Annotated in this window: 13 protein-coding genes and 4 pseudogenes; 10 read left to right on the top strand and 7 right to left on the bottom strand. The window is 56.2% G+C overall.

The window, feature by feature from the left end:
- Positions 1 to 144: 144 nt before the first annotated feature.
- Both ACNJYB_RS03020 and ACNJYB_RS03025 read right to left on the bottom strand, forming a co-directional pair.
- Entirely contained in the window at positions 145 to 1,140 is a 996-nt protein-coding gene (locus ACNJYB_RS03020; protein WP_439372639.1) for a hypothetical protein, read from the bottom strand.
- Positions 1,141 to 1,214: 74 nt separating this feature from the next.
- Positions 1,215 to 1,760 (bottom strand): ImmA/IrrE family metallo-endopeptidase, encoded by a 546-nt coding sequence (locus ACNJYB_RS03025; protein WP_439372640.1) that lies wholly within the window; start codon positions 1,758 to 1,760, stop codon positions 1,215 to 1,217.
- A 782-nt stretch (positions 1,761 to 2,542) separates the two neighbouring features.
- On the opposite strand from ACNJYB_RS03025, the gene ACNJYB_RS03030 reads away from it, so the two are divergent.
- Positions 2,543 to 3,019, top strand: a complete 477-nt coding sequence (locus tag ACNJYB_RS03030) for a hypothetical protein (protein WP_439372641.1) — start codon at positions 2,543 to 2,545, stop codon at positions 3,017 to 3,019.
- 651 nt (positions 3,020 to 3,670) lie between these two features.
- Here the strand turns inward: ACNJYB_RS03030 and ACNJYB_RS03035 are convergent.
- Positions 3,671 to 5,851: a DUF2235 domain-containing protein gene (locus ACNJYB_RS03035; RefSeq protein ID WP_439372642.1), complete on the bottom strand. Its 2,181-nt coding sequence runs from the start codon at positions 5,849 to 5,851 to the stop codon at positions 3,671 to 3,673.
- A 634-nt stretch (positions 5,852 to 6,485) separates the two neighbouring features.
- A pseudogene (locus ACNJYB_RS03040) lies at positions 6,486 to 6,941 on the bottom strand (DDE-type integrase/transposase/recombinase); the annotation flags it as partial.
- A gap of 19 nt (positions 6,942 to 6,960) precedes the next feature.
- Here ACNJYB_RS03040 and ACNJYB_RS03045 point away from each other — a divergent pair.
- The 5 genes and pseudogenes from ACNJYB_RS03045 to ACNJYB_RS03065 form a co-directional block, all read left to right on the top strand.
- A pseudogene (locus ACNJYB_RS03045) lies at positions 6,961 to 7,114 on the top strand (DDE-type integrase/transposase/recombinase); the annotation flags it as partial.
- Positions 7,115 to 7,235: 121 nt separating this feature from the next.
- Positions 7,236 to 7,508: a hypothetical protein gene (locus ACNJYB_RS03050; RefSeq protein ID WP_439372643.1), complete on the top strand. Its 273-nt coding sequence runs from the start codon at positions 7,236 to 7,238 to the stop codon at positions 7,506 to 7,508.
- Positions 7,509 to 7,545: 37 nt separating this feature from the next.
- Complete coding sequence (locus tag ACNJYB_RS03055; RefSeq protein ID WP_439372644.1) at positions 7,546 to 8,877, top strand: hypothetical protein; 1,332 nt, start codon at positions 7,546 to 7,548, stop codon at positions 8,875 to 8,877.
- A 46-nt stretch (positions 8,878 to 8,923) separates the two neighbouring features.
- Complete coding sequence (locus ACNJYB_RS03060) at positions 8,924 to 9,838, top strand: hypothetical protein (protein WP_439372645.1); 915 nt, start codon at positions 8,924 to 8,926, stop codon at positions 9,836 to 9,838.
- 178 nt (positions 9,839 to 10,016) lie between these two features.
- Positions 10,017 to 10,568: a hypothetical protein gene (locus tag ACNJYB_RS03065; RefSeq protein WP_439372646.1), complete on the top strand. Its 552-nt coding sequence runs from the start codon at positions 10,017 to 10,019 to the stop codon at positions 10,566 to 10,568.
- Between the two features lie 80 nt (positions 10,569 to 10,648).
- Here the strand turns inward: ACNJYB_RS03065 and ACNJYB_RS03070 are convergent.
- Positions 10,649 to 10,735 (bottom strand): annotated as a pseudogene (locus tag ACNJYB_RS03070) (integrase core domain-containing protein); the annotation flags it as partial.
- A gap of 164 nt (positions 10,736 to 10,899) precedes the next feature.
- Here ACNJYB_RS03070 and ACNJYB_RS03075 point away from each other — a divergent pair.
- Positions 10,900 to 11,715 (top strand): nodulate formation efficiency C protein, encoded by an 816-nt coding sequence (locus tag ACNJYB_RS03075; protein WP_439372647.1) that lies wholly within the window; start codon positions 10,900 to 10,902, stop codon positions 11,713 to 11,715.
- A 74-nt stretch (positions 11,716 to 11,789) separates the two neighbouring features.
- Here the strand turns inward: ACNJYB_RS03075 and ACNJYB_RS03080 are convergent.
- A pseudogene (locus tag ACNJYB_RS03080) lies at positions 11,790 to 12,202 on the bottom strand (IS66 family transposase); the annotation flags it as partial.
- Positions 12,203 to 12,482: 280 nt separating this feature from the next.
- Between ACNJYB_RS03080 and ACNJYB_RS03085 the strand changes: the two are divergent.
- From ACNJYB_RS03085 to ACNJYB_RS03095, 3 genes are all read left to right on the top strand, one after another.
- Positions 12,483 to 12,698, top strand: coding sequence for a hypothetical protein (locus ACNJYB_RS03085; protein WP_439372648.1), 216 nt, complete (start codon positions 12,483 to 12,485; stop codon positions 12,696 to 12,698).
- A 278-nt stretch (positions 12,699 to 12,976) separates the two neighbouring features.
- A complete protein-coding gene (locus tag ACNJYB_RS03090; RefSeq protein WP_439375783.1) occupies positions 12,977 to 13,075 on the top strand; it encodes a ribbon-helix-helix protein, CopG family in 99 nt (32 codons plus the stop codon).
- A 468-nt stretch (positions 13,076 to 13,543) separates the two neighbouring features.
- A complete protein-coding gene (locus ACNJYB_RS03095; protein WP_439372649.1) occupies positions 13,544 to 14,068 on the top strand; it encodes a hypothetical protein in 525 nt (174 codons plus the stop codon).
- Between the two features lie 841 nt (positions 14,069 to 14,909).
- Here ACNJYB_RS03095 and ACNJYB_RS03100 read toward each other — a convergent pair.
- Complete coding sequence (locus ACNJYB_RS03100) at positions 14,910 to 16,343, bottom strand: deoxyguanosinetriphosphate triphosphohydrolase family protein (RefSeq protein ID WP_439372650.1); 1,434 nt, start codon at positions 16,341 to 16,343, stop codon at positions 14,910 to 14,912.
- Between the last annotated feature and the right edge of the window lie 225 nt (positions 16,344 to 16,568).

Raw genomic sequence — 16,568 nt, forward strand, 5'->3', positions numbered from 1 at the left:
GGAAGTTGGTCACCTGCTGAATCTGGTGGGGTCGCTGGAATGGCTGCACACACGAGCATTTAGGCCAAGCCGTAGGATGGGCTTGGCAGAGCCTTTAGTGGTGAACCTTCAGCCCGATGAGACCAAGGCTGACACGCTGGGCCTTTATTGAGACGGTCTCTCTGCCTGAGCGACCGCGGCCTCCAAGTTGGCATTCACTGATGCCGGCAGCTCGTTGGTGCCATCCTCAGCATCAACAGCAGCGACTTCATTAGACCGGCGGGACTGATTTTCCTGATTAGTTGAGGTCCACGCCGCTTGAAAATCGCGATATGTCTGCGGCAGGACACTTTCTTCAGGATCGATGCCATGACGAGAAAGCAGCGGAAGCTCGATGCCTTCATCTTTCATAAAGGATTCAAGGAAATTGCGGAGGTGGAGGCATTCGACTTCTCCCTCCCTAGTAACTGCGCGCTCATGCTTTCGTACTTCACGTCGCGCCAAGCTGCGTTCCGCATCGATCGCAATTATCGGATACGGCCGATCATGGATGACACCCTTGAGTGGGTGCCTACCGTGGTATGAGAACTTCGCAGGGAATACTTCCGAATGGGCAGCCTCTGCAAGCAGCCAGGCGAGCTCAATGGACAAAGAACAGCGATCCGGCGCGGCGTTCTTTGCAGTTCGGAAACCGCTATCGATTTGCTGACCGAGAAAGTCGAAATTCTTCGGAGATGAGTCGGCCTGCAACTCGAACTCCTCATCAATCTGGTCAGGTGAACTTGTTTGCTCTGGATCTTTCCCAGCTATCTCAACTGTGACGTTGGGAGCAGGAAAAGCGGCGATCCACCCTGCGCCCTTGACGTCCATATGCTTGCCATCCTGGTCAAGGATCTTTCCGTAATCATCCAGCGCGCCCAAAAAAGCAATTATGCAGGCAGATAAATGCTCGTAGCTCTGAACTCTGCAGCAAAAAAGAATCTCATCTCCGATGGTTTTCCAGACCTGCGGACCGTTCGTTGCATAGCATTCATAGTCATCGCTTGATCTGAGTGCCCGAGCATAACGACTATCAATGAATATCGGAAACTCGCGATAAAAGTGGCGAAACTTCGTAACCCATTCTTGATACGGCTCGGGATTTTTGTTGGCGTCAGCCAAGCGAGCTTTGAAGGCTGTCGACCCGACCAGATCGACAGAAAGAAAGAGGCGCAGCCGGTAACTAGGACATGCCACTAATGGACCAAGCCCAACGTTTTCGCGCGGATTTCAGCGGCTGGCAAACTTACGCCGAAGCGCGAAGCGACCATCGGCAAACTTGCGCTACAGTTCGAATAAGCTGACAAAAATTTGGCCGCGGGCATCAGAAATGCGGCAGCAAACCAATTCGCTTCCCATTCAGCGCGCTGCTGGATGGAATCGTTTTCATTAACCCAACGAGTAGCCTTCATCCCCCCTCCAGGATGCTGCTGAGAGACAAGGGGAAAATGGAGGAACAGATGTCCTAGCTCGTGAGCAATCGTAAATCGATCGCGTCCAGCCGATGTGATGCTCGCGACGAAAATGGTAAACCTGTTTGGGCCCTCGACCGAGATCGACTCTGGAAGCCGTCCTTCGCTCACAACCGGCGTGCGATACTCAATGCGTCCGCCAAGGCGCGCGACGAGCGGCTCAAGGGGATCGCCGGGACCAAAACCAAGACGTTCCGCCACCTGCTCGGCAAACGTATGCACGATCGCTTTTGAGGCGTTTAGGGGGATAGGCGGAAAATAGCTTATCACGGCCCTGCATCCTGTGATTCGGCGAACATATATGGAACGCATTAACAGAATCAACTCATCCGTTGAGGAAAATCTCAAAATTCAAGGCGATGTTCGCTGAACAACGGGATGGGAGGGGACTATCTGGCAGCGGTCGTTGCCCTGTCGACGCGTCAGCGGAACTGACTGTCTCGCGCGCGGGGACTTGGCACTCGTCCCTTTCGCCGACCGTCGGCGCTGGGACCCCGATCTTACGCTTATGCTCACTTGGGGGCACGCGCTCTTCGTTGTTTCTGACCTCAGGGATTTAACTAAGCCTCGATAGGTCTGACGATCGCTGCGGCGAGCTCGCCGGCCTTCGGCTCTTCGGTCAGGGCGCTTCCCGCAGGCGCCAGAGAGCAGGCGCAGACGTCTTCTGCGCCGCAGCATCGTTCACTCCCTCATCGATCCGGAAACGCCTGCGCAAAATGGCACTAACGCTTACATGGATCGGATCAAGAGCATACGAAAACAAGTCCTTCGACTCGTTGAAGGACTTGCAAAGAACGGTACGAAAGTGGAATGCTGCATACATACAGGAGAGCACTACAGATTGAACGGCAAAGACGCCCAACGAAGCACTTGCCGATTACAATACTAAAGCAGGTTGAAAGGTAAATCATACACGAGGTGGTCAGCATGGAACCCGATATTGGTGAGCCCGTCAGACGACATGAGGTAGTCCCCTTGAAGGAGCCTGTGATCAGTCCAGAACCGCCTGACCTTCCGGTAGTCCCGACCAAGGTACCCGAAAAGGAGCCGACATGAGCTTTACCGTCGGCGAATTTGTGGGCCATCGATATTGGGTTGTCTCTTGGGGAGGGAATTTGTTTGGGCCGCATAGCTGGCGCCATTGGCACCCTCAAGAGCCCATGTCAGGCGGCAGCGTGGATCAAAGCGGCCACGCCGGCGTGTACGCCCTGAAGACAAGGGAGTTAGTCGAGCGCTTCGTTAGGAACGGATCGCTGCGGAGAGAGCTTGCAAGCACTTGGCGGTCCCCTCATCTCCTTCCACCAACCGGCCAGCAAGAGCCAGTTGCTCTTGCAATTGGCTCAGTGTTGCTGTGGGGCACAATCTGGGAGCATGAGTCAGGTTTCCGCGCTCAGTTCGGGCGCGTGCGGACAATTGATGAATTGCACATGGGCGAAGAGTTTGAACGGCGTCAAACGGAAGGCGCGCTCCTCGAACGGTTACGAAAGAAATACGGTTGCGCTTCCAGGCAAGAGATGGGTTGCTGCTGAGCACTTTGGACGAGTTCAACCTCTCGACAGGCAGTTTTGGTAATCGTGATCGGTTGAGAAGCTTTTGCCAAGTGAAGGTCTTCTGTGCATCCTGCTGCACCGTCGCGACGATCAAGGGCGGTCCGCTGCTCGGACCGCCACGAAGCGGCCGCGAGACCAGGGACTTTCTTGCAACGCCTACGCCGATATTTCCAGCGATCGTCGAGGCCAAGCGCCAATACGCGCGCCCGCTGATCACTGCAGACGTGGGAGCTAGATAGTACCGACTGAACTGCACAAGGTGGCCGACACCGACTTTTAACTAACCACAACATTCTCCTCCGACTGTCGCAATGGCTGCATGCGGGCAACGGCCCGCCTCCAGCCCGATCCGCTTCACTGCAAAGCCAAGCGTCTCGAAAAATTCGACTGAGGCGTCCGGGCGCTCGCGACCTTCGCTTCCTTCAGGATTCTACCTTGGGCACCACAACGCATACGCTCGACAGTTCCAATGACGCGTCAATTCCGACATAGTTCTCCACGGCTGTCCTCCGTCTCCAGATGCTTGGGGCCGACTCAAGTCGTGACCCCGTTTCATCATCTATCGGGGGTCAGCCACCATCATCACCACCCCTTGCTTGGAGCAGGGCACATTACTGCATCTAGGAGAAGTTACATCAACCTTACTGTTACCTTCGCCTGGCCTCCGTTGTTCGGGTAAAATGCATCGTATACCCACGGCAGTCCGATCACGGCATCGTTCACGTACAGGAAGAGCTCGCCGCTGCGCCCAGCCTTGAAGGTCGCCTTGTACGCTTGCGGCGTCGTATTCGGCAGCGGGACCGGATCAAGGAAATACTCGTCCACGCCGGTATTGCCGATCCGCGCGATGATGCGGTACCAGGGCCTGAACAAGATGCGGCGAAGGAAGATCGCGCCGCGAAACTTCCACCGATTAGCAAGCTCTACGGTAGCGGTCCGAAAGCCCGCTGGCGTCGTCGGCCGCTCATCGTCAGTCCAGGGCTCGGTGACGGTGATCCTGACCTCATAGGAGCGCCCCGAAAAGACCTTCAGGCCTGTCGGCGCGCAGATTGCCGACGTCGCGAAGTCAGCGCCGTCCTGGTCGAGCCCCTTGTTGACAGGAATAAGCTTGTCTTCCGCCGTGCCCTTGCAGAACGCTCCCATGGAGTCCGCTGCGTTGAACAGGAGATGGCTCGCGAGCGTCGCGCCGACCCAAACCAACGCCACCGCAAAGAATAGCGGTAGCACGTGCCGCTTCACGGCCCGGATGACGAATTGGTAGAGCACGTGGGTCCTGAACGCGTAGATGGCGTTGTGAAGCAGGCCGGAGAGCGTCACTGGCGCCGCCCGGTCACGCCAAAGCAAACGCATCCGGTCGTTTATTTTGCCGCTAAGGCTGCTTCCAAGAACCATCAGGATGATCATGGCGACAATACCGCCTGCAAACCATTCAGGGTTCGCGGCGTACCAATCAGTCCACCAATGAAGCGATTTTGGCAGGAAGGACTCGATGAGCCGCACGAATTCGGAGACCATCCGGATCGGTGACTCGAACTCGTGCTCCTTAACGCGGTCGTGGAATAGCCAGAACGCCGCGAGATGCAGCGAGGCCGCCAACGTAGCGAAATACGCTAGCCGACGCATCCAGACGAAATTCCAGAGCTTTTCCTGCACCGCAAACCGGGCGGTCGCGCCCGCTAGCGTCTCGAAGGTCGTCGTCCCCAGCGGCGCGAGCTTGCCGTTACGGGAGACCACGAGGTACTCCGGCGGCAAGCCAATCGGAGCATAGGCGTTGCAGCCGCTGTCGATGCGGTCGAACACGCTTTCGTGGATTTTCGGCAGCTTCACGCTGACACCGACATACGGGTCATTGCACAGGTCGGAGACCTTCCGTGGACCATAGCGGTAGTAGGAGCCGAGACCGGAACGCGAGTCATAGAGGCGTCCGTCCTTGTCCTGCGATGAATTGATCCATTTTACGGAGTCGGGCTCTGCGAAGGGAGCCTCTTTGAAGACGAGGCCGTGCTTGATCGATTCGTCGACAAGCCAAGAGAGCGGCACGAACGACACAGCGTCGTCGGGATAACCACCACCGACGTTGGCGTGCATACCGACGAACCAGACCTGGACCAGGCGTTCGCCGTCGATGGTGGTCGGGACGGGCGGCTTGGATTCCCCTTCCTCGGTCCAGAGAACGGGGTGGAAGGTCGTCCGCTCATCATCGAGCGCAAGCGCATGCCTTGCGCATTTGACGCGTTGACTGAGGACCCGGTTCGGAAGCTCAAGGGGCCAGACCCAGCTGCTGATGCCGCGCGTCATCTCATCCATGGGCAGCCCGTAAGCTGCGACCGTATCCCACACGCCGATGAACTCTATGGACGGGATCTCCTTGCGGACGATCTTGGCGTAGGGCTTGTTGCCCTGCAGCAGGTCCAGCATCGGCACCAGGATGTAGTCACGCAGGGCGCGGAACAGCGCCTCGATCCGCCAGATCGAGTGGTAGCCCTTTGCCCGGTAGGCCCTGTAAGCCTTGACGGCGCCGTCGTGCAGCTCTCCTTCGGTGTCCGCGACGACGAGGCCCTGCTCGAGGATGAGCCCGCTGAGGACGCGCACGGTGAATGCGCCACGGCTGAAGCCGAAGAGGTAGATCTTTGAGTGGTTCTGATGATCGTAGTTGCGGCAGATGAACTTGTAGGTGTCGAGGATGTTGCGCTTGAGGCCATATCCGAATGCGCCACCCAGCACGGCAAGCAGCACGAAGGACGAGGTGCCCACGCCGTCGTCGTATTTCGCGGCCTGCGTGTTGCCTTGCAGGTCCAGGGCCTGGAACATGCGCCAGACGTTTGTGCGCCAGACGCTTGAGGCGGCATTCCCGGTGCCTCCGACAGGATGATGATCTTGGGGCTGGCCACGCGAGTACCCTCCCTGAAAAGAAAATGAGTTCACTGAGTGTAACGGTTGCCAAGAAAGATCTCAACCTGAGATAGTCAGTCGGCCAAGGCCTGAATTATCGCGTCGATCTTGATGCGGGCGGACTCGGCTTGGCGGCGAATCCGTTGCATTAATGCATTAAAAAGGCTTCAATGTCTTCTGATCGCGCAGATCATTCGGAGATGGCGGCGGAACCACAGGTACAAATTGGGCTCGGATCGGTCGTTCGGCCGCCCAAACTCGTTACAGCAGGTACTGCAGGAACCGGCCAGGCGTTCAATGTGGTGAACGCGGCGGAAACTGGCGCCTGTATACACAGATCGTCGAGGCATGCCCCACCACGCACCTCCTCAGAATCTCCGGCTCAAAGCGCTGCCGAAGCCGTTTGATATTCCGCAAGATGCGTTGGCTATCTTCGGTTTGTAACTCGCGCCACTAATCTCGTGCCCACTCGGCACTTTTACCATCCAAAGTTCAACGTCCTTTTCCAAGTGGCCGTCGAGTTGAACCGACGGCGACTTAAGCACCGACGTTGCTAACATCTCCAAGAATGGCTTCGCTCAGCTACCTGAGGAGCGCGAACAAATAACCTACTAAGTCTGGTAGCGTCGGTGGGTCCAGCAGAGCTGGTCCCGGTTGTCTGAACAGAATCTCCGCGTCGATAAGTGCAGCCTCTGCCGGGGTTAGGCTGCCGTGCAGAGCGGCAGCGAGGTGAAGTAGGCTTGATCCGGTGCGCCGCCGTCAAGGCTCGAGTGTGGACGTCGGCCATTGTAAAAGTCGAGGGGTGAACGTCGCGCCCGGTGAACTGCGAGCCCTGGTCGGTGTTGAAGATCTCGGGCTTGCCGTGACTCGCCAAGGCGTCCTCCAGTGTCGCGACGCAGAATGCCACCTCCATGGTGACCGATAGCCGCCACGACAGAACCCGGCGGGTGGCCCAGTCCAGCACCACGGCCAAATAGACGAAGCCCCGCGCCATCGGGAATGGAGTAAGAAGCGCTTAAGCGCTTCTTACTCCATTCAAGATCACGGGATGGGGCTGGTACTATCTGTCGACCGTGCTTTGATGACTTCTCACGCTACATCGTGGCCTGGCGGCTTGGTCCAACGATGGCTTCCGCCGACGTCACGGCCACACTCGACCAGGCACCCGTGGCCTCTGGCATCACGAATCCCTTCGTCCGAGCCAATGTCTCCGCGACACTGCCTACTAGATCACGTAGTGTAAAATGCTAGCCGATTGTGGCAACCGATAAGCCAGTTTAAAGAAGCTGGCCGGAGCATAGAAATGTCTGGCGCCGAAAATGGCAATCCGCTGATAGGATTTGCCGCCGACATCAGACCACTACTTACGCAGACGGACATCAACCACATGACGTGGTTCTGCGATCTTTCCAAGTACGGCGACGTCAAGACAAATGCTGATCGGATTTTTCGCAGACTGAAGGCGCAGGGCGGGCCGGTGATGCCGCCACCTCCTTCGAGGGGCGGGGACGGCCCCTGGTCGGCGGAGAAGATTGCACTGTTCCAGAGTTGGATCGACGGCGGCTATCAGCCCTGAGCTGGGCGCGGTGCGCCGATTTTCTCGAGGAGCTTTCATGCAGAAGCTGAGATCGATTTTTTGTTTCGTCACCTGTTCAATTTTATGCGGATCATTGGCGGCGGTCGCTCAACAGCCGCCGGTCGGTTACTTCGATATACCGCCAGGTTTCGATTATCCCGCAAACAAGCAGACACTTGAGCAATATCGGACATCGGCAAACGTTCCTGCGCAGCGCCTCCACGTCTGGAGCGTATTTGCGGGCATGACCCAGACGACGCCGGATGGGAAGTACCCGATCTTCGAAACATGGTTCTCGGAAGATGAGGTCTTTAAGGTCGGGCCGGAGCCGCAGGCGGTGGGACCACGCCGCATCGTGCGGCGCTTCAAGCAGCCCGCCCAGTTGTCGGCCATACCCGGTGAACTCGTGCCGCAAGCTGCGGGGACTGCTCTACTGTCGGAGGTGCTCTACAACTACGCGGGCTACAAGCACGTACGCACAAATCGGCTCTATCTCACCGTGGAGCTCGACGCGCTACGAGCAAACGGTGCGCCGGATTCGGTCGTTCCCGGCAATCGCATAATTCCAGCCTTTCCGTCTGAGGCGATCTCGCTGAAGACGGTGTGGTGGCCGATTGCCCGGGACCAGGTCACTGCATTGCCCGTCTGGGATCCTGAGAGCAATCCGCCCCGTCCCGCTGGTAACCCGTTCACGACTTGGACGCGCGTCGTTGCGGTCGACCCGAACCAGACCAACGTTCCTCCCAACGCGACCCGGACGGTATTCTTTCTTGGCAAGCAGTTTCCCAATTCGCATTTAGTCGGCATTGACGCGTTCCATGCGGTCAAGCTCGACGCACAGACGGCCCAGAACGCGATGGCGAACGACCGGTTGGCCCGAGCGGCGGAGCTCGCGCTCGGCCGACCGTTGCAGGAAGGCGACTACGTGGTTCTGGTGGCTTCCCATCTGACTACCAAAGAGATCGACGACTGGGTTTGGGCGACTCTCTGGTGGCACGACCGGCCCGACGATGGCCCTTTCGCTGCCGACCGGCCTGCCAAGGTTGTCGGGGTCTGGCGCAATTTCCTCATGAGCGCGACCTACGACTTGGATCTGCCGCGCGAGCCGGACGGAAAGCCGCATATCGCCTTCAATCCGTGGCTTGAGGCGAGTTTTCCGGATCCGGATGGTGGATCGGGCAACGGCACCGTGAGCAACTGTATGAACTGCCACAACCGGTCCGCTTGGCGGCCTGACTGGCAGGGCCAAGGGGGACGAGTGTTCCTTCCAATCTTCCGCGGCAAGCCCGATCTTCAGAACGATCCCGCGTACGCCGCCGGACGGTTGCGAACGGACTTTCTTTGGTCGGTGCCATTCAACTCGCAGTGATCGTCGGCCAATGGTGCGCTCGCCATCTTCCCGTGCTGCGACGGCATTGAGCAAGGCCAAGCGGATGGCTCGATCGCTGGATGGCGTCTGCGGGGTCGACTACGGGTTCGCCTTCAAGGACGGTATGCGTACCGACCGGCTGTCGGTTCGATTTCATATGAACCGGAAGCAGCGTCTGTCACGTCTGCCCGTCGACCAGAGACTGCCGAATAAGATCGACGGCATCGACCTTGATGTCCTGGAGATCGGCTACAGCCCTCACGCCGGAACTCCGCGCGCGCCCCAGCGTCTCGTCCAGCCGGGTCTCAGTGTGGGCAATCTTAAGCAGCGGAGCACGGGTACACTGGGAGCCCTAGTTCGTGACCTCACGACGCAAGAACGCTATCTCTTGAGTAATTGGCACGTGCTTTGCGGCGGGCCCGAAGCATCGGTCGGGGATCCGATTAGCCAGCCAGGGCCGATGGATCTAGGCAGCAGCCCCCCTAATGAGGTAGCGAACTTGGAACGGTGGCTCCGCCTGTCGGAGCAGTTCGATGCTGCCCTCGGACGGCTCACCGACGAGATGGATCTGAGCGAGCAATTGTTCGGCACCGCGGTCGTACCGACAGCGACGGTCGCGCCCGCTCTAGGAATGTCGGCGATCAAGAGCGGTGCAGTATCCGGCGTCTCGCAGGCGCTGATTGATGGCGTCGCCGGTACCTATAGGATCGACTACACCGGTTTCGGAGACGGGCCAGAATGGATGCAGGGATTCCGATTGGTACCCGATAAGACGGCGCCGGCGGCTGCCCTGAGCTTGGAAGGCGACTCCGGCTCGTTGTGGGTGGAACGCTCTACAAGCAGAGCGGTAGGTTTGCACTTTGCGGGCGAAGACGATGTGAGCCCTTTGAACGACTATGCGCTTGCGCATGCGATTGATGACGTGTTCATGCGGTTGAACGTTGGGCTGATTGTGCCGTGACTTTGTACCAGGGTTTAAAGCGCGCGAAGGAAATCATCTTTCGAACTGGCGATACGTGGGTATTCCGAGCAGCCGAGAGAGCCTCTGTCGCTAGATCGCGCGCAGGCGCTGCTCGAGGCAGTTAGACACTTGTCACGCTCACTGTAGGCAAAGGCTTTGGAGCATATGCTAGGAGCCGATGCAGACGAAGTCGATCTTTAGGAAACGGCATTGGCATGACTGGCGCACCATGAGCAGCAGGCAGTTTGAAGATGAGTACGACCGCGAGGAAGCCGAGGCGATTGCCGCGGCACTTGACCTCACGCACGATGAGCTAAATGAAATCGAGTATGTAATACACGAGATCGCCAACGACGACGGCCTGGTTTACGGATACGGCGTAGAGATCAAAGAAGGAGCGTCGCAGCACATCCTCGACAAGCTCGCGCGGCTGCCCAGGCGCGGCAACTTAGTGCTGATTCATTTGCACGGATACGCCTACGACGCAGATCAAGAACAAATGGAAATAGAGATGGCGAGAACTACTGTTTACAAAGTGAAACTCTACAACGTTGCTACGGATGAAGTGGTTATCTCTCGCCGCATGGCCACCAACGAGGGCGCAATCAAGATGGGAGGATGGACGGTTGAAGGCACGGGCGTTGTAGTTGATCTAACCGACCTAGAGCCCGGAGAGGAATGGACGGCCCGCGACTTCGATCCTGCCGGATATGAGGGTACTCAAGACTGAACGTCCGCGCCGCGAGTCCGATGCGGGGTGATCCTTCCCATGTCGTACTAGACGGCTGCAAACGGACGCGCGGGAGAGAGCCGAATTTCGTGGTTGAAGCTTTCGATAAAGGCATTCTGCATCGGCTTGCTGGGTGCGATGTAATGCCAGGCGACGCGGCCCTGATCGACTATTTCAGGTTGAGGTTGCCAGCCGTCCGGTGCGAGCGGCATTGGTTTGGATGCCAATCAATCCTGGTAGGTACCTTGCGGTCCTCCCTCAGGATACAATCTGATGGCGTGACAATGGCCCGCAGCGTGGGGTAAGAGAAATGATCGATAGACATAGACGCATGCTTTGGTTCTGTTTCTGTCTCGGTCTCTGTATCTGCCTTGGTGTATGGTTGATTTTGCCGGGTGGGCTGGCTGGGAAGAGCGATGGTGTTCGTACGGAAGGCAACGCCCTTGTCGACAAGGTCAAATCAACATGGCGAGCGCAGGATGGTGAGACGGTGGAGCAAATCTTCACTAAGGTCTCAAAGGTGGCACACTTCATCCCTCGGGGATGGGAGGTTGGTCAAAAGACCGACTCGGGAGAGCCAGTTATCTTTTCGTGGGCCAGGCACCGGGCCGATAAGACAAACGAAGAATATACAGTCACCTGGGAGATGGCGCCCGATGGCACAATGAAAATTGTGACGCCCTATGCAAAACCGATGGAACTAGGCTGGCAGGCGTTCGCAGTCTCGCTGATCGCCGACGAAGTAACAAACGATGAAAACGGCGTGAACCGTCGCTTTCTGCATAATCCGGCAAACTTCAACTTCGTAACCACAGCGCAGGGTAAGCTGGGCGATCTTCTGCGGCGTGGCCGCTGCACGATCGGCGAACCGGTTCAAGTGCACTACTCGCCAAAGGTAGACGAACAACAGACTTCGGAGGGCGACCTGTGGCGTGTTCAGCTTTCGGTCGATTGCAATGTTCCTGGGCCTAGTTATTTCAACCGTGACGGAGTCATCATTTTCGAGAAGCACGAAGGGCACGATTGGGAGCCGCAATCGTTCTTTGCCAAGCTTATCGCCACTTATGCCCCCGGCTCTTGGTTTGACCTTGCAGGCCCGAAAGATCAGGAAGCGTTCGAGGCGGACCGGAAGGTCTTATCAAAATGACGGGCGCTTGCGCCGTCGATAGTTCGACGGTCGACGATGATAAAGCCGCAGCTTCGCTGGTTAATGGTAAGCGGTCAGCCGGGACCCCATTGAGGCTGGCTTGACGTTTTGCGGAATCGCCACGGCATGAGGTCTTCGATCCTGCTATGGGGATGGCCGTCGATGATCGCCTCGAGTGTTTCGGCGATGTAGGCAGCCGGGAGCTTGCGGGTAGCGACGATCGACGCCAGCAAGGCCCAGTTTTCTGCCCCGATTTCATGGCCCGCGAAGAGCGCATTTTTCTGATTAGGCAGGCCGGCCGGATGGCGTTCTCGACCGGGTTGGTGTCGAGCTCGAGGCGCCCGTCTTCGAGGAAGCGGGTGAGCCCCGGCCAGTGATTCAGCGCATAGCGGATGTCCTCGGCGAGCGTTGAGCCGCTGGAGATCCTCGATAGCTGCTTCTCGAACCACATTTTCAAAGCGGCGACGAGAGCCAACGAATGCTCCTTTTCGCGCGGCGAGCCGGATGCCCATGTCAAGCAAGCCATCGATTACGCCGCCAACGAGGGAATCGAGTGGGTAGTGCTCACAAGCGGTGCTCATTGGAGAATCTACAAAGTTCACTTGGGCCACGCGCTCGAACGCATCGCGGTGATCGAAACGCATCTCAGGATCCGTAATAAGCTGGCTGCCTAATCCGGGCTTCGTTGCTCAGATTGAGAGGGAGAGCTCTTCCTTAGGCATAATCCCGGGTCTATGACTCGTAAACAGCACCTGTATGATCGGGGCATGTTTCCGACAGGCCATGAAGCCTCACCCGAACGCCTCGAAGAGTTCAAAGCGATCTACAAAGAAGCGTACGGTGAAGAGATCACTCGGCCCGATGCAGCTGAAATCACCCGCCGTCTCCTCGCGCTCTACCAGCTCCTTGCCCGACCTTTGCATACCGACGAAGGGGAGCCAGCCTCTCCATCGCTTCCGCGTCCTGATTCAACCCAGCCCTGATGCAATCGAACGTATGCTGACCTTCTTCGGTCTTCGAATATTGCGATATCTCTTTTGCCAGCCTGGCAATTGTGCCCCGTAAAGTTCGAACGTCGTCGACGACTCCCAGCCGAGTGTTACTTGTTCATACTTAGTGCGAATAACAAAGATAGCTCGCAGCTGAGTCATATTTTGTCGATTTGGCAAAAGCACCCGACGTGCCTCAAAGAGGTGTGGCCGCTAGATTTCGGCTCATGTCACGTACCACGTCAATCTTCTCGGTTTCTTTGCCACCCGAGATGCTCGCCGAACTCGAGCGGGTGAGAGTGCGGGAGCGCCGGACTCGCTCAGAACTCATACGAGAAGCGTTGCGTCGGTACCGACGTCGAGCAGAATAAGCCAATTGTTTGTCGATGTGTCGAATTGGTGTATCATCGCGATGGAACGAGGAGGCGCCGTCCCCATCCTCCTTGAGCTTCGGCATCCCTACAAGGTGTCGATTTTGAGGAGGATGGCCAATGAACATTGAAGAAGGAGCGATCGAGCAAAGCACGATCGGGACCACTGGTGATGTGCGCATCGAGCGAGGCGTAAGCTTTCAGAATCTGTATGAATGCGCGCATTGCGAGACATGTTGGGTCTCTTAGGAGGCCGTGCCACAAGTACTATCGAATTGCCCGTGTTGTGAACGAGAAACGGCCCCGTATAGTTTGATAGGCGAACTCCAGAAAGGCCGCGTCTACTATCGCTGTCACAGTACCGGTTGCCCTACGCGCTCGATCAGGGAAGATCGAGTTGAGATTGCGCTGCGTCGGTATTTGGGCCCGCTGGACCTCACGGACGAACAACTCCGCGAGGTGCATGAAATGGCTGTTGCCCATACGGCCGATGACGGCAAACATCGGCGGGAACGGGCCAAAGTAATCGATCTGACGGTGAGCAACATTACCGCCCGACTGAGCAAACTCACCGACGCCTATCTCGATGGAACGATCGACAAAGAGCTTTTCGGGGAGAAGAAGCATGCACTTCTCATGGGCCGAAGAGGTTTGGAGGAAGAGCGCAAAAGGCTAGGAACACCTCTCTCCTCCGATCTCATGTTCAAATACCTCGAACTCCTAACAAGCTTGAAAGAAAGCTACGAAAGCGCAAATCCATCCGAAAAGCGCAGTCTGATCGAAACGATCACCTCGAACTTTTCAGCAGCCGGAGAAGAGCTCGCTGTTGAGCTTGAATCTCCCTTTCGAGAGATCGCATACTTGAATTCTGTCCAATCTAGTCCGCCATCTCGAAGTAAACCTCGAACTCGGTTCGTGCGGCTGATTTTCCAACAACTTGTCAGTCATTGCGAGGCGCAGAGCGGAAAACCACTTGATGCAGTGTCGTGGTGATTTTGCCAAGCACGGATTTTTCCCGCGTTACGCTCCGCCCTATGCCCCGCCTTTAGGGTAAGGCGGGGTGAGCGGTTCGTATGCACAGCCATGCCCAACCCATGTACAAGCGATACGCTGAGGTGCCTCGTGCGACTGTCGTTGTGCTGACGCACAACGGCGCACGGGCGCAGTTCGTTGTTCCTCCTCTTATTCGAGATTGATCTCACGCTCGGACTTCGTCCGATACCTCGATCAATCTCTTCATGGAGGAGGATACATCACATGAGGAGCGGATAATTTGAGATTATCGTAGACTACGAGCTTTGACCGAGTTTTTCGACTTGGTCGTCTTTTGCAACTAATCGAGTTTGTGAATTGTCGAACTTTCTGCGACTTCCTGTTATTACCAGCATTTTGATGTCTGATTGCGCTCATTGACCACAGTGATATACTGACATCAGCAATCGCCTCCGTTGCTCCGTGCAGTGGCTTCAACCCGTAAGCCATTGCTTGAGCAACGGAGGCTTTCATGTGCAGAAGTTACGCGGCGATGGACGCTGCTCGCCAACGGACTATGGATGCGATTGGAGGATCGTTTGGGAGAATAGCCCGGCAGCTAGAGGAGTTGGAGCAAAACGAAAGAAACAGGCAGCAAGAGAAAAAGCAGAAGCAAATTCAGCGACTGTATGATCTTGCCAAAGAGTTCGAAAGACGTGCTGCGAACTCAGTCTGTGATTCCGACTTTAACCTAATAGCCGCTGCGCTTCGCATATCAGCAGTTCATTGGAAAAGTCTTTGATCGCTGTTGAATCCTTGCCTCCCTTTTGGGAGGCTTGCCTTTTCATCGTCAGCCAAGAACTCAAAGTTCTCTGAAGATTGTTCCGGGGTCCCCGGCTTTAAGTCGATGAAAAAACGCAAGCGCGTGTCGATCGGTCATGCCTGCGATGAAATCTGTGACACATCGACGTTTGTGATTCGGATCTGGGCGCGCAGCGCAACGGATACGCCAATCCGCCGGCAATAAATCATTGTCATCCTCTAAACATTCAAAAATGGTTCTCACAATTTCCTTTCCTCGAAATTCTATTGATTTTAGGCGGGCTGCATCAATGTGAGCCTCACGAGTGTAGTTCTTGAGAACCTCTATTTTCAGCTCGATTTCTGGATCGATAGTCAGCTTCGAGAGTGCGGGAAAATTGGCATTCACTTCCAAATCTACACCTTGAATGAATTCGCCAACAAACTGAGAGGTCAAAGCCGTCCTCAAATAGGCGTCTTCTTGGATATCTTTCGCATTCTTGTATGAAAGACTAACAACCGTCGAATCTTTCAACTCCTTGCGCTTTTTTGACCCCGCGCCGTCCAACGCCCTGTCTACCTCGTCCGGTTTTGCGATCAGTGACCTGCACATTTTCAAGAGCAGGGCAGCAATTTTCTCTTCTGTATCACTGATTTGCTCTCGAACTGCATTCGGAATCTGGTCCCATTTTTTTAGTATCTTTTCCCGATCATATAGGTCGGTTTTATCATTTATTTTTTTCCATACTCTTACTGCTATTCGGCGACGTAGAGAATATTCAGGCAAGAGAACCGGTTCACTGGAAAGGCGGAGCATATCGAGAAGAGACGTAAAGCCAGCCTTCATTGCATCTTCGAAATCGAACGTTGAGTAAGCAATGTCGTCAGCCACGTCCATTATTTGGCATTCAATCGTTTTGAATGGCGAGTAATCTTTTTGACCCGTGACCGCTAGCTTTATCTCTTCCACCAGAGGTGCTTCGTCTTCGTAATAGCCCTTTTCGAGCCGATCACCTTCGTTCCGAGGAGGTATCACTTTGTCGTACTTGAGTATGGAGGCAAGTGCGCGATACGTGAGGTTCAATCCGCGGCGGAGATCCTCTCCATCGCGAAACTCAATGGGAGGCCATTCGACAGTGCGCTTCTTTTCGAGGCGCGACAGAATGCGGAGCGTTTGTGCGTTGCCCTCAAACCCTCCGCGGGTAATCATGCATTCATCAAGCGCAGCCTCCCCGTTGTGTCCGAATGGAGGATGTCCCAGATCATGCGCGAGTGCTGCGAATTCGACCAAATCGGTGGATATCCTGTAGTCGTCGCGCTCCTCCACAGGCAGACGTTCTGCGTCCTTGAAATACTTGTTGTTCAGCCTGATAGCGATGCCCTTCGCAATCTGGCTGACTTCAAGAGAATGAGTGAGACGATTGCGAAAGAAATCCGATTCACCAGGAAATAATTGGGTTTTACCTTGAAGGCGACGAAATGCGGGGCAGTGCACTAGACGCGCATAGTCGATGCGCCAAACGTTTCTGCTCGAATCGGCGAGTATTCCTTTGTCCGGATCCGCGGCGCGTTCGCGTTCTTTGTCGGAAGCCTTATATATTGGTGCTGGTTGCAGAGTTACTTTCCTTAAGAAGCAGATTTGGAATGCTCTCGCACTGCTGACGCGGATGACCTTGATTTGCGAGCGGGAGCGGGAGCGGGTTCGGGTGCGGAGCCAAGC

The organism is Bradyrhizobium sp. SMVTL-02 (assembly GCF_051853005.1).
Classification (GTDB): domain Bacteria; phylum Pseudomonadota; class Alphaproteobacteria; order Rhizobiales; family Xanthobacteraceae; genus Bradyrhizobium.